At 65.7% G+C, this 12,843-nt stretch carries 13 protein-coding genes, 1 pseudogene and 1 riboswitch; of the genes and pseudogenes, 7 read left to right on the top strand and 7 right to left on the bottom strand.

Features of this window, described 5'->3' with window-relative positions:
• Nucleotides 1–37: 37 nt before the first annotated feature.
• Both ABIA42_RS28575 and ABIA42_RS28570 read right to left on the bottom strand, forming a co-directional pair.
• The gene (locus ABIA42_RS28575) at nucleotides 38–916 is read right to left on the bottom strand and encodes an MJ0042-type zinc finger domain-containing protein (RefSeq protein WP_271531575.1); all 879 of its coding nucleotides are present in this window, start codon (nucleotides 914–916) and stop codon (nucleotides 38–40) included.
• Nucleotides 917–1,202: 286 nt separating this feature from the next.
• Nucleotides 1,203–1,289, bottom strand: a pseudogene (locus ABIA42_RS28570) (MJ0042-type zinc finger domain-containing protein); the annotation flags it as partial.
• Nucleotides 1,290–1,492: 203 nt separating this feature from the next.
• Between ABIA42_RS28570 and ftsE the strand changes: the two are divergent.
• The 4 genes from ftsE (at nucleotide 1,493) to ABIA42_RS28550 (ending at nucleotide 4,738) form a co-directional block, all read left to right on the top strand.
• The gene (ftsE, locus tag ABIA42_RS28565; RefSeq protein WP_028178893.1) at nucleotides 1,493–2,152 is read left to right on the top strand and encodes a cell division ATP-binding protein FtsE; all 660 of its coding nucleotides are present in this window, start codon (nucleotides 1,493–1,495) and stop codon (nucleotides 2,150–2,152) included.
• Nucleotides 2,145–3,113, top strand: coding sequence for a cell division protein FtsX (locus ABIA42_RS28560; protein ID WP_370118877.1), 969 nt, complete (start codon nucleotides 2,145–2,147; stop codon nucleotides 3,111–3,113). The genes ftsE and ABIA42_RS28560 overlap by 8 nt, the downstream gene beginning before the upstream one ends.
• A gap of 120 nt (nucleotides 3,114–3,233) precedes the next feature.
• Nucleotides 3,234–3,938: a YdcF family protein gene (locus tag ABIA42_RS28555; protein WP_271531578.1), complete on the top strand. Its 705-nt coding sequence runs from the start codon at nucleotides 3,234–3,236 to the stop codon at nucleotides 3,936–3,938.
• A 26-nt stretch (nucleotides 3,939–3,964) separates the two neighbouring features.
• On the top strand, nucleotides 3,965–4,738 hold the full coding sequence (locus ABIA42_RS28550; protein WP_271531580.1) for a 1-acyl-sn-glycerol-3-phosphate acyltransferase: 774 nt from the start codon (nucleotides 3,965–3,967) through the stop codon (nucleotides 4,736–4,738).
• Nucleotides 4,739–4,835: 97 nt separating this feature from the next.
• Here ABIA42_RS28550 and ABIA42_RS28545 read toward each other — a convergent pair whose 3' ends face one another.
• On the bottom strand, nucleotides 4,836–5,447 hold the full coding sequence (locus ABIA42_RS28545; protein ID WP_370118881.1) for a gamma-glutamylcyclotransferase: 612 nt from the start codon (nucleotides 5,445–5,447) through the stop codon (nucleotides 4,836–4,838).
• Between the two features lie 110 nt (nucleotides 5,448–5,557).
• Between ABIA42_RS28545 and ABIA42_RS28540 the strand changes: the two genes are divergently transcribed.
• Nucleotides 5,558–6,742: a DUF2125 domain-containing protein gene (locus ABIA42_RS28540; RefSeq protein ID WP_370118884.1), complete on the top strand. Its 1,185-nt coding sequence runs from the start codon at nucleotides 5,558–5,560 to the stop codon at nucleotides 6,740–6,742.
• A gap of 16 nt (nucleotides 6,743–6,758) precedes the next feature.
• Here ABIA42_RS28540 and ABIA42_RS28535 read toward each other — a convergent pair whose 3' ends face one another.
• Genes ABIA42_RS28535 through ABIA42_RS28525 form a run of 3 tightly spaced genes read right to left on the bottom strand, consistent with a single transcriptional unit; the run spans nucleotide 6,759 to nucleotide 9,667 of the window.
• Nucleotides 6,759–7,694, bottom strand: a complete 936-nt coding sequence (locus ABIA42_RS28535) for a prephenate/arogenate dehydrogenase family protein (RefSeq protein ID WP_271531586.1) — start codon at nucleotides 7,692–7,694, stop codon at nucleotides 6,759–6,761.
• A complete protein-coding gene (gene hisC, locus ABIA42_RS28530; protein ID WP_271531588.1) occupies nucleotides 7,691–8,788 on the bottom strand; it encodes a histidinol-phosphate transaminase in 1,098 nt (365 codons plus the stop codon). The genes ABIA42_RS28535 and hisC overlap by 4 nt, the downstream gene beginning before the upstream one ends.
• A 30-nt stretch (nucleotides 8,789–8,818) precedes the next feature.
• Nucleotides 8,819–9,667 (bottom strand): chorismate mutase, encoded by an 849-nt coding sequence (locus ABIA42_RS28525; RefSeq protein WP_370118887.1) that lies wholly within the window; start codon nucleotides 9,665–9,667, stop codon nucleotides 8,819–8,821.
• A 156-nt stretch (nucleotides 9,668–9,823) separates the two neighbouring features.
• Nucleotides 9,824–9,903, top strand: a riboswitch (SAM riboswitch).
• Between the two features lie 85 nt (nucleotides 9,904–9,988).
• Here ABIA42_RS28525 and ABIA42_RS28520 point away from each other — a divergent pair.
• Nucleotides 9,989–11,191: a homoserine O-acetyltransferase gene (locus ABIA42_RS28520; RefSeq protein ID WP_271532260.1), complete on the top strand. Its 1,203-nt coding sequence runs from the start codon at nucleotides 9,989–9,991 to the stop codon at nucleotides 11,189–11,191.
• Between the two features lie 2 nt (nucleotides 11,192–11,193).
• Nucleotides 11,194–11,856, top strand: a complete 663-nt coding sequence (metW, locus tag ABIA42_RS28515; protein ID WP_271531592.1) for a methionine biosynthesis protein MetW — start codon at nucleotides 11,194–11,196, stop codon at nucleotides 11,854–11,856.
• A 114-nt stretch (nucleotides 11,857–11,970) separates the two neighbouring features.
• Here metW and ABIA42_RS28510 read toward each other — a convergent pair whose 3' ends face one another.
• Nucleotides 11,971–12,834: an alpha/beta fold hydrolase gene (locus tag ABIA42_RS28510; protein ID WP_370118892.1), complete on the bottom strand. Its 864-nt coding sequence runs from the start codon at nucleotides 12,832–12,834 to the stop codon at nucleotides 11,971–11,973.
• Nucleotides 12,835–12,843: the final 9 nt, after the last annotated feature.

Here is a 12,843-nt window from a genome sequence, read left to right as displayed (position 1 = left end):
CTTCCGAAAAGATCATGCTCCAATAACAACCTGATCGTCATACGCTGCCGCCGGCAATGTCGCGCCGGTTGAAGAAGCGAACGTCGATATTGCGGCCCTCCGGCGGCGGCGAGGCCAGACGCGAGCGGAAGAAGGCGCGCTCGCCGGGCCGCAGCACGGTCTGTTCCAGCACCGTATTCCAGGCGTAGATCTCGGCTCCCTGGGCGTCGCGTACGGCAAAGCGCAGCCGCGGGATGTCGTGCGGCTTCTTGCCCTCCCCGACGATCACGCCCTCGATCACCAGTACCTGCTTACCGTCGACGGTCTCGCTGGAGAGCTTGACGTCCTTGAAGGCCAGTCCCCGCAGATTCACCTCGAGCCCGACCATCTTGTAGAATGCCGCCGTCTGGGGCAGCAGCCGCACCACGTCGCCGCGCCAGACCATAAGGGCCAGCACCAGCGCGCCCATCGCGGTGCAGGCGGTCGGCAGGCCAAAATAGGATCTCCGCGGAGCCGTGGTGGGGGCCGGGCGGCTCACCCGCGCGCCGCGGCGGCGGAACAGGCCGCGGAACCAGGACTGGTGCTGCGCGCCGGCGGTCTCCTCTTCGGCCTGACGGGCAGCCGCTGACCACTCGTCCTCGGTTTCGCGGGCCTGCTCATCCGGCCAGTCGCTGGCGATTGAGGGGCTGTCGACAACAGGCGCATCCGCGGCGCCGTCGTCCTTGGCATAGGAGTTCCATTGCTCGGTGAGCTCGGATTGGTCATCGGCTCGGCTGGCAGCGGCCATGGCCGGAACGGACGCCTCCTCGATGGCATCCTCGGCATGGGCGATCCAGGTCTCCTTGCAACGGGAGCAGCGGACCGCCCGTCCGTTGGCCCCAAGGCTCGCGAGCTTGATGGCGTAGGATGTCATACAATGGGGGCAGACGATATGCATGGACGAGCCTTGATGCATGAACGAGGTCTTGGACGAATCTTGACGATCAGCCGGTCGCGGCGAACCGGGCGGCAGGGATGCTGCCAACTATGCTACAGGCCGACCGTTAACGAACCGGAAACCATAACGGCGGCAAAACCCGTTGATCGCGCGTGGCGGAGCGCCGCGGTGCGACCCGCGCCCCCTCTCGAACGGAGCTGAGCTTGGTTCGGTTCGAAAATGTCGGATTGCGTTACGGTCTGGGGCCGGAGCGGACCGCCCGTGGGGGCTTGATGGCAGACGATACGGAGCAGCGGACCGCCCGTCCGTTGGCCCCAAGGCTCGCGAGCTTGATGGCGTAGGATGTCATACAATGGGGGCAGACGATATGCATGGACGAGCCTTGATGCATGAACGAGGTCTTGGACGAATCTTGACGATCAGCCGGTCGCGGCGAACCGGGCGGCAGGGATGCTGCCAACTATGCTACAGGCCGACCGTTAACGAACCGGAAACCATAACGGCGGCAAAACCCGTTGATCGCGCGTGGCGGAGCGCCGCGGTGCGACCCGCGCCCCCTCTCGAACGGAGCTGAGCTTGGTTCGGTTCGAAAATGTCGGATTGCGTTACGGTCTGGGGCCGGAGATCCTGCGCGATCTCAGCTTCCAGATCCCGGCGCATTCGTTCCAGTTTCTCACCGGACCGTCCGGCGCCGGCAAGACTTCCCTGCTGCGCCTGTTGTTTCTGTCGCATCGGCCGACGCGGGGCCTCGTCACTCTGTTCGGCCACGACATCTCGCAGCTCGGCAAGGACGAGATCGCGGACCTGCGCAAGCGCATCGGTATCGTGCTCCAGGATTTCCGTCTGCTCGACCACATGACGACCTATGAGAATGTCGCGCTGCCGTTCCGCGTCATGGGCCGCAGCGAGTCGAGCTACCGCAAGGAGGTGATCGATCTCCTGCGCTGGGTCGGCCTCGGCGACCGCATGGACGCGTTGCCGCCGATCCTGTCGGGCGGCGAGAAGCAGCGCGCGGCGATCGCACGCGCCGTGATCTCGCGGCCGCAGCTGCTGCTCGCAGACGAGCCAACCGGCAGCGTCGACCCGACGCTCGGCCGCCGCCTGCTGCGGCTCTTCATCGAGCTCAACAAATCAGGCACCGCCGTCATCATCGCCACTCACGACATCGGCCTGATGGACCAGTACGAAGCACGGCGGCTGGTGCTGCACCAGGGACGGCTGCACGTCTATGAGTAGGACCGACGATCGCGGCGTGCTGGTCGATCTCGGGCAGGAGCGTCCGCAGCTTCCGGCCAAGGCACGCAACATGTCGCCGATCGTGCCGCGCGCCTCGATCCATGGCAGAGCGCTGGTCGCCGTCGTCGCCATCATGAGCTTCCTCGCCTCGATGGCCACGGGTACGGTGCTGCTGGTGAGTGCCTCCGCCGCCGAATGGCAGTCGGACGTCGCGAGCGAAATCACCATCCAGGTTCGTCCGCAGGCCGGCCGTGATCTCGATCGTGACACCGCGGCCGTGACGGAGGCGATGCGCGCGCAAGCCGGCATCGTCGAGGTCAGGCCGTTCACCAGGGAGGAGAGCGGCAAGCTGCTCGAGCCTTGGCTCGGCACCGGCCTGTCCATGGACGATCTGCCGGTACCGCGCATGATCATCGCGCGCGTGCAGCCGGGTACGCCGCTCGATCTCGGCGCCCTGCGCGCGCGTGTGACGCAGGTCGCGCCGGGCGCCAGCGTCGACGATCACCGCGCCTGGATCGAGCGCATGCGCTCGATGACCAACGCCATCGTGCTGGCCGGCCTCGGCATTCTCGCGCTCGTCATCATCGCCACCATCATCTCGGTTTCGTTCGCGACCCGCGGCGCCATGGCGGCGAACCGTCCAATCGTCGAGGTCCTGCATTTCGTCGGCGCCGGCGACCGTTACATCGCCAATCACTTCCTGCGCCATTTCCTCAGGCTGGGCCTGGAGGGCGGCGTGATCGGCGGCGGCGCCGCCATGCTGATGTTCGGCTTCTCCGAGTCCATCGCAGGCTGGTTTTCCGGTACCCCCGTCGGCGACCAGTTTGCCGCGCTGCTCGGCACCTTCTCGCTGCGGCCATCCGGCTACATCGTGCTCGCGGTCCAGGCCGTGCTGATCGGCGGCATCACCGCGGTGGCCTCACGCCAGACGTTGTTTGCGACATTGAATGATGTTGATTGAGTTCTTTTCTTCCCTTCTCCCATTACAGGGGGGAGAGGGTGACCGGGCAGCCATTCGCAGGACTCCACTTCGCCTCAAAACGTCTTAAAATCGCTTCAGGGAAGGGATCACTGACATCGCATGAGCTCGCCGACCGACGATCGATCGCCGAAACTGCCGCGCGGCTGGCTGCGCGCGACAATCGTGTCGACGATCGCGCTTGCCTTCGTTGCCGCGGCCGCAGGCTTCGTTGCATTCCTGTCGCATTTGCGCGGTGCCGAGACGGTGCCCGACCGCAAAGCCGACGGCATCGTGGTGCTGACCGGCGGCTCCTCGCGGGTATCGGACGCGATGGAGCTGCTCGCTGCGGGCTACGGAAGGCGGCTCCTGATCTCCGGCGTGCATCCGACCTCGAGGGCGAGCGACATCTCACGGACCTTGCCGGAGAACCAGTCCTTCATGACCTGTTGCGTCGACCTCGACCGCACCGCGCTCTCGACCCGCGGCAACGCAGCGGAGGCGCGGCGCTGGGCCGAGGGGCGCCGGTTCAAATCGCTGATCGTGGTAACCTCCAACTATCACATGCCGCGCGCGCTGGTGGAATTCTCGCATGCGATGCCGCAGACGACGCTGATCCCGTTCGCGGTGGTCGGCGACAAATGGCGCGAGGAGCCGTGGTGGACCTCGGGATCGACGCTGCGGCTGCTCCTGTCGGAATATGTCAAGTACATCGCGGCCGAGCTCAGGGTGCGGCTGGAGCATTTCGGGATTGACCTCTGGCCCGAGATATCGGAGCAGCCTGCAGGCCAGATGCCGAAGCGGCCCGCCACCGCCCAGGCCAATTGACCGGCAATTGATCGATCGGATCGTCGATGTTCCTGATTTTCCTGCGCTCGCTCGTGTTTAACGTGCTGTTCTACGCCGTGCTGGTGTGCTTGGCGATCGTGGCGCTGCCGACCTTCGCACTGCCGCCGCGCGCGATGCTGACGGTCGCCGAATGGTGGGCGAAGGCAACGCTGTTCCTGATGCGCGTGGTCTGCAACATCAAGGTGGAATTCCGCGGCCTCGAGAAGATCCCGAAAGGCCCGCTGCTGATCGTGGCCAAGCATCAGTCGTTCTGGGAGACGTTCGTGCTGCCGGGATTCTTCCACCGGCCGATCTTCATCCTGAAGCGCCAGCTCATGCAGATTCCGGTGTTCGGCCAGTTCCTGGTCAAGACCGGGATGATCGCGATCGACCGCAATGCCGGCGTGAAGGCGTTGCTCGACATGACGCGGCGGGCGCGGGAGGCGGTGCGCAGCGGAAAGCAACTCGTCATCTTTCCGGAAGGCACGCGCCGCGCGCCGGGCGCGCCGCCCGATTACAAGACCGGCTTTGCCCAGATCTATTCCTCCTGCGGCGTGCCGTGCCTGCCGGTCGCGCTCAACTCCGGCCTGTTCTGGCCCCGCCGCACCTTCATGCGCTATCCCGGCACGCTGGTCGTGGAATTCCTCAATCCGCTGCCGCCGGGCCTGCCGAAGGAAGAGTTTCTCGCGCGCGTGCAAGCCGCCATCGAGGACGCGACCGGCCGTCTCGTCGAAGCCGGCCGGAAAGAGCAGGAGCAGTTGATCGGCTCGTCGCCGAGCTACGCGCCGACGGGCGGCTAAAGCGTGATCCGGAAAAGTGCGCAGCGGTTTTCCGAAAAGATCACGCTTAAACAACAACCTAAAGCGCGATGACGATTCATCCTAATCGCATCGCGCTTTAGCGGTTTTCGCGATCTTCGTTCGGAGCCGCGGCGTGCAGCGAATGCGCATCACCATGCAGCATCAATACGAGCTGATGCAGCTGCGCGTCGCGAAAGCCTTCGGCCTCGATCGCCTTCACCGTCGCGGTCACGTAATCGCGATTGGCGCCGGACTGGCCGTGGCCCTGGACGACATGACGGTGCTGCTCGGCGAGCGACAGCCGGCCGGCATATTGCGCATGGCCGCGGTCGACGACGTAGGCGAGCGCGGAGACGCGCTGGCGCGCATCGTTCTCCAGCCACACCGAACGCATCACCTCGCGATAGACCGACGTGACCTGCTCGCGTGCGCGCAAGTACGCGACGACCTCGGCACGGTTCTTCTCGGCGACGCGGAAGGCGATGCCGCGGCAGGCGCCGCCGCGGTCGAGCCCGAGCACCAGGCCAGGCTTTTCCGGCGTGCCGCGATGCACGAAGGAGTAGACGCAGAGCGCGCGATGCTCGCCGACCAGCCGGGCCGGCACGCGTTCCTCGAATTCGAAGCCTGGCCGCCACATCAGCGAGCCGTAGCCGAACACCCAGAGGTCGCCCTTGGCGGCGGTGACGGAGGGGACGGTGATTTCCGACATTTCGGGCACGGCTACCAGAACCATGCCCCGAAGCGAAGCGAATTCTCCGCCTTTCGTCGCAGGCCGTCCCCGCTTACATTTGCCAAAATCCGGGATCAAAGGGTCGCCGCATGTCCAATATGACCGTTGCCGCAGGCCGTCGCTCCCGTTGGGGCCTTTTCATCGCACCCGTTCTCGTCCTGATCCTCGCGGTCGCGTGGAGCGGTTTCTGGTTCTACGCGGCGTCGCAGGCCGAAATCGCCGCAGACGCCTGGCGGGCGCAGGAGGCCAAGTCCGGCCGCATCTATGATTGCGCCAAGCGCTCGATCGCGGGCTTCCCGTTCCGCTTCGAGGTCCAGTGTTCCGGCGCCAGCGTCGCCCTGGTGTCGCAGAACGCGAGCAAGACGCCGTTCACGGCGAAGCTCGACAATATCCTGGTCGTCGCCCAGGTCTATGATCCCAAGCGCGTCATCGCCGAATTCTCCGCGCCTGCGACGCTGACCGACGGCCTCACGCAAAACACCTTCACGGTCAATTGGAGCAAGGGCCGCGCCAGCGTGGCTGGCCTGCCGGCCGTACCCGACCGGGCGTCGATCGTGTTCGACGACCCCACCCTCAACCGTCTCGACGGCAGCGTGCAGGTGCCGCTCGCGCAGGCCAAGCAGATCGAGCTGCACGGGCGCCTCGCCGAGGGATCTTCGTCGGATCGTCCCGTGATCGAGACCGTGCTGCACGTCGCGCAGGGCAGCATTCAGGGCGTGCATCCGCTGCTCGCCGAGCCGTTCGCGGCAGACACCCGCGCCAAGATCACCGGCCTTTCCGATCTCACGCCAAAACCCTGGCCGGAGCGCTTCCGCGAGATCCAGGCAGCCGGCGGCCACATCGAGATCGTCCAGTCGCGCATCCAGCAGGGCGAGATGATCGCGGTTGCCGCCGGCAAGCTCGGCCTTTCCGCGAACGGCCGGCTCGACGGCGAATTGCAGATGACGGTGACCGGCCTCGAGCGCGTGATCCCGGCGCTCGGCATCGAGAAGATGCTGGAGGAGGGCGTGCCACAGGCAACGCTCGACCGCGTCGCCCCCGGCGTGAAGTCGCAGGACCTCAACAATCTGTTCGGCGCGCTCGACCGCGCCGTGCCCGGGCTCGGCAAGGTCATCAAACAGAACGCCAATGCCGGCGTCGCCGCCGGCATCAATTCGATCGGCACCGAGAGCACGCTCGAAGGCAGGAAGGCGAGAAGCTTCCCGCTGAAATTCGTCGACGGCGCCGTCCTGCTCGGCCCGGTCAAGGTCGGCCAGATCCCGCCGCTGTATTAGTCTAGTTGACTGTCCGCTACGGCTTCTTCAGCGCCGCGTGCGGCCGGCCGAAATCGGGTGCGGCCGAATCCTGGCCGATCTCGACGATGCCGCGGCGGATGGCGCGGGTGCGGGTGAAATGATCGAACAGCGCCTCGCCGTCGCCGCGCCGGATCGCGCGGGTGAGCTTGGCGAGATCCTCGGTGAAGGTGCCGAGCATCTCCAGCACGGCTTCCTTGTTGGCGAGAAAGACGTCGCGCCACATCGTCGGGTCGGACGCGGCGATACGGGTGAAATCGCGAAAACCGCCGGCGGAGAACTTGATCACCTCGGATTCCGTTACCTGCGCCAGCTCGTCCGCGGTGCCGACGATGGTGTAGGCGATCAGATGCGGCAGGTGGCTGGTGATCGCGAGCACGAGATCATGATGATCCGGCGTCATGATCTCGACCTTGGCGCCCATCGCCGCCCAGAATGCGCGCAGATGCTCCGTGGCCGCCGTCTCGGTGCCTTCCGGCGGCGTCAGGATGCACCAGCGGTTGATGAAGAGCTCGGCAAATCCCGAATCCGGGCCCGAATGCTCGGTGCCCGCGACTGGATGCGCCGGCACGAAATGAATGCCTTTCGGCAGATGCGGGGCCATGTCCCTGACCACCGCGCCCTTGACCGAGCCGACGTCGGAGATGATCGCGCCCGGCTTCAGATGCGCGGCGATCTCCTGCGCCACAGCTCCGCAGGCGCCGACGGGAATGCAGAGGATGACGAGATCGGCATCCTTCACGGCCTCCGCATTGCTCGCCACGACCCGATCGACGATGCCGAGCTCGGCGACCCGCGCGCGTGTCTTCTCCGAGCGCGCGGTGGTGACGATCTCGCCAGCCAGGCCCTGGAGCTTCGCAGCGCGCGCGATCGAGCCGCCGATCAGGCCGAAGCCGATCAGCGCGACGCGCTGGAAGTGCGGATCAGCATTCATTTGCCGCCCATGAAGTCGTGCAAGGCCTCGATCACGAGACGGTTGGCCTCCTCGGTGCCGATGGTCATGCGCAGCGCATGCGGAAGGCCGTAATTCTTCAGCGCGCGCAGCACGAGGCCCCGCTTGGTCAGGAAGGCGTCGGCGTCGTCAGCGGTCTTGCCCTTGTCGGTCGGGAAGTGGATCAGCACGAAATTGGCGACGCTCGGCGTCACCTTCAGTCCGAGCTTGCCGATCTCCTCTGTGAGCCGGTTGCGCCAGGTCTCGGTGAACTGCTTCGACATCGCCTGGTGCGCGGTATCCTCGATCGCGGCGACCGCGGCGTACATCGCCGGCGTCGACACGTTGAAGGGGCCACGGATGCGGTTGACGGCGTCAATGACGTGCTCGGGGCCGAACATCCAGCCGATGCGCAGCGCAGCCAAGCCGTGGATCTTGGAGAACGTGTGCGTCACCACCGTGTTCTCGGTGGTGGCGACGAGCTCGATTCCCATCTCGTAATCGTTGCGCGAGACGTAGTCGGAATAGGCGGCGTCGAGCACCAGCAGCACGTGCGAAGGCAGGCCGGCGCGCAGCCGCTTGACCTCGTCGAACGGCAGATAGGTGCCGGTCGGATTGTTGGGGTTGGCGAGCCAGACCAGTTTTGTCCGTGGCGTCACGGCCTTCAGGATGGCATCGACGTCGGCGGTGAGGTTGGTCTCCTGCGCAACGACGTTCTTGGCGCCGACCGCCATCGTCGCGATCGGGTAGACCAGGAAGCCGTGCGTGGTGGAGATCGCCTCGTCGCCGTGGCTGAGATAGGTGTGGGCGAGCAGGTTGAGGATCTCGTCCGAGCCGGCGCCGCAGATGATGCGGTTGGGATCGAGCCCGAAAGAACGGCCGATCGCCTCGCGCAGCACGCGCGAGGTGCCTTCCGGATAGTCCTCCAGATGATCCGCCACGCGCTTGAACGCCTCGATCGCCTTGGGCGAGGGCCCGAACGGCGTCTCGTTGGCCGAGAGCTTGAACACCTTGCGGCCCGGCTCCGGCACCGGGCTCTTGCCGGGGGTGTAGGGCGCAATATCGAGAATGCCGGGATTCGGCACGGGGCGGGACATCTTCAACTCCGAAATGGCGAGGCGCGCGATTTACGATTTCGCCCCGGTCGGGGGCACCGTATAGCGCGTTGCGTGGCTGCCGACGAGAGCTGTGGAGCGAACCGAGGCCCCCGCCTCGATCAGGGCAGCCCTGATCTTGTCGATGCTGGTCGAGCTGGTGACCGAGACCAGCAGCGCCGCGCCATCGAAGGCGGTATCGGGCACCGCCACGATCTCGGCCAGCGGCGACAGGGCGCGCGCGACCTCGGCGTTCCACCCGGAGACGCGCACGCTGAAGGTCTCGACCTCCGTCACCAGGGCGCTGTCGGGGACGCGCGAGACCGCGAACACCGGCATCGCCGCCGGATGATCGGCACGTTCGACGAAGGGCATCCGCGCGATGATCTTCGGCGCGCCAGCTGCCTCCAGCGAGAGCCACCACGGCGTGCGGCTGGAGGTCGCCGAGACGAGCGCCAGATCGCCCTTGGATTTCGCCACCGCTTCGACCGCGGCCTGCGCGCTGAAATGCGCGACGTAGGGCACTGTAAAGCCGAAATGGAAACGCGCGGAGTCACGCATCGCCGGCTCGCTCACCGAGATGTCGGCATGCACGGAGAACGGCGCCTGCACATAGGTGAAGGTCGAGATGATGACGCGCCAGATGCTCTCGACCGTGTCGAGCGGCAGGATGCCGCGATGACGCTGCACGATCTCGCGCATCATGGAAGCCTCGCGCGCGGGGCGGAACGCCGAGCCGACCTCCTGGGTCTGCTTCACCTGGATCAGGCGGTCGATGATGTCGCCGCGCTGCATCAGCAGGCGATGCATGCTCTCGTCGATCGCGTCGATCTCCTTGCGCAATTCCTGGAGCGATGGTGGCGCGGGCGGACGTTGGGACATGTCTGGTGGTCGATCGTTGCGATGGGGAATGTCCTGATTAGGCAGTCGGGGCGGCGAAAGCAAAGAGAAATGACGGCCTTTTTGGCCGATGAGACGGAGACGAATTCGATCGATCCGGACCGCGACTTGACGAAAACCGCCCAAGACGGTAGCTTTTGCCTGTTCCGTGGTCATTTGAGCCGGCCGGCTTGCAGCCACGTTAAAAAACTCGCTAAACAGGCCGGGGACGCTTCCGATCCCGGCCGAACCTATCGTTCAGGCCGGGTTTTTCATGGCCTGATTCCAGCGGCGGTCTGACGGCAGTCGCAAACGAGGTCGATGATGGTTGGCGTCAAGTCCGTACCCAGTCCTGCGATCAGCGCCGACGAACGGTCGCACGAGGTGGATCACCCGAGCTCGCAGGTCGCCCATTTCGGCGCCGAACAGCCGCTGCGGCTCGATTGTGGCGTCGATCTCTCCCCGTTCCAAATCGCCTACCAGACCTATGGCGAGCTCAACGCCGATCGCTCCAACGCCGTTCTGATCTGCCATGCGCTGACCGGCGACCAGCATGTCGCCAATGTGCATCCCGTCACCGGCAAGCCTGGCTGGTGGGAGACGCTGGTCGGCCCCGGCCGGCCTATCGATCCCAAGCACTACTTCATCATCTGCTCCAACGTGATCGGCGGCTGCATGGGCTCGACCGGGCCGGCGTCGATCAATCCCGCCACCGGCAAGGTCTGGGGCCTGGATTTCCCCGTCATCACCATCCCCGACATGGTGCGTGCGCAGGCGATGCTGATCGACCGGCTCGGCATCGACACGCTGTTTGCCGTCGTTGGCGGCTCGATGGGCGGCATGCAGGTGCTGCAATGGACCTCGGCCTATCCCGCCCGCGTGTTCTCCGCGCTGGCGATTGCCTGCGCAACGCGGCACTCGGCGCAGAACATCGCCTTCCACGAACTCGGGCGCCAGGCCGTGATGGCCGACCCCGATTGGCACGGCGGCGGCTATGCCGATCACGGCATCCATCCGCATCGCGGGCTCGCGGTGGCGCGGATGGCGGCGCACATCACCTATCTCTCGGACGCGGCACTGCATCGCAAGTTCGGCCGGCGCATGCAGGACCGGGAGCTGCCGACCTTCTCGTTCGACGCGGATTTCCAGGTCGAAAGCTATCTGCGTTACCAGGGCTCGTCCTTCGTCGAGCGCTTCGACGCCAACTCCTATCTCTATCTGACGCGCGCGATGGACTATTTCGACATCGCGGCCGATCATGGCGGCGTGCTGGCGAAGGCGTTTGCGGGAATCCAGACCCGCTTCTGCGTGGTCTCCTTCACCAGCGACTGGCTGTTCCCGACCTCGGAATCGCGCGCGCTGGTGCACGCGCTGAACGCGTCGAGCGCGCGGGTGTCGTTCGCCGAAATCGAGACCGATCGCGGCCACGACGCCTTCCTGCTCGACGTGCCCGAATTCTTCGACATCTCCCGCGCCTTCCTGCAATCGGCAGGCAAGGCCCGCGGGCTCACCCTCAAGGACCGCTAGCCATGTCTGTCCAGGAAGTGCTGCCGCTGGGCGGGCTTTCGTCCGCACAGTCCGGTCAGTTTCGCGCCGATCATCTGCTGGTCGCCGAGATGGTCAAGCCGGGCTCGAAGGTGCTCGACGTCGGCTGCGGCGAGGGCGATCTGCTTCAGCTGCTCGAGACCCGCGGCATCGACGGGCGCGGCATCGAGCTGTCGCGCGAGGGCGTCAACCGCTGTGTCGCCAAGGGGCTCGCGGTCGTGCAGGGCGACGCCGACACCGACCTCGTCAACTATCCCGACGACGCCTTTGACTACGTGATCCTGTCGCAGACGCTGCAGGCGACGCGGCAGCCGCGCGTGGTGCTGGAGAACCTGTTGCGCATCGGCCGCCGGGCCATCGTCTCGTTCCCGAATTTCGGCTTCTGGAAGATGCGGCTGCAGCTCCTGATCGGCGGCCACATGCCGCGCACGGAGAACCTGCCGGCGACCTGGTACGACACCGCCAACATCCATTTCTGCACCATCAAGGATTTCGTCGAGCTCTGCGACGAGATCAACGTCAAGATGGAGCGCTCTGTCGCGCTCGATCTCTACGGCCGCCCGGTGCCGCTGAACCTGCCCTGGTGGGTGTGGAACATGTTCGGCGAACAGGCGGTGTTCCTGCTGAGCAGGGGCGGGGGGAAATAGCATCTCTCTGTCATTCCGGGGCGCGCAAAGCGCGAGCCCGGAATCCATCGTGCCACAGCGTTTGCGGCCCGATGGATTCCGGGCCTGCGCCTCTGGCGCATCCCGGAATGACGGCTAGTGTGGAGCCAGCGACCTTGGATCGCGCACCGGCCAGCGTCCGGCTTCCACCAGCGTGACGAACCGCTCCACCGCCTCGTTGAACAGCGCGGGCTCCTCGAGATTGAGCACGTGGCCCGACTTCGGAAACATCGCGAGGCCCGCCGCGGGCAGATGCTTCTTCAGGAACAGGCTGGGCCCGACGCAGGGATCGTCCTCGTCGCCACAGATGATTAGCGCGGGCGTTGCCACCTTCGCGATCGCGTCCGTCATCGTGTAGATCGAGGGACGTCCGCCCTGGAAGCCGCGCATCGTGCGCGCCGAACCCCTGGCGTCGTGCCGTGCCAGCGCGGCATAGAAATCGGCGTGGCCGCGCGGGTCTTTCACCAGGAAGGGAATCCGACTCGGCGCCTCGCGCGTGACCTTTGCGACCTCGGCGGAGCCTGATGTCTCGAACTGCTCGGCATTGGCGCGGCATTGCTGGCGCCAGGAGTCTAGATTTTCGATCTCCGAGCCGGAACCGACGCCGGCGAGCGTCATCGACAACGCGCGCTGCGGGGCGTTGAGCCCGATCTGGAGCGATGAGTAGGCGCCCATCGACAGCCCCACGAGATGCGCGCGCTCGATCCCGAGATGGTCGAGCACCGCGAGCGCATCGGTGTAGAAATGCGTGTAGGTGTAGACTTCCCCATCAGGTACGTCCGAAGGCGTGTAGCCGCGCGCCGAATAGGCGATGCAGCGATGGCCGCGCGAGAAGTAGCGCATCTGCGGCTCCCAATTGGTGTAGTCGGCCGCGAACTCGTGCAGAAAAAGTATCGGCGTTCCCTGACCCGCCTCTTCGAAATAGATGCGGACGTCGTCGCTGGTCGTGGCGTGGGGCATTAACTGTTT

This window comes from Bradyrhizobium sp. USDA 327 (assembly GCF_041262065.1).
GTDB classification, from domain to species: Bacteria; Pseudomonadota; Alphaproteobacteria; order Rhizobiales; family Xanthobacteraceae; genus Bradyrhizobium; species Bradyrhizobium liaoningense.
Note: the sequence above shows the minus strand (reverse complement) of the source record. Positions and strands in the feature narration are given on the sequence as shown.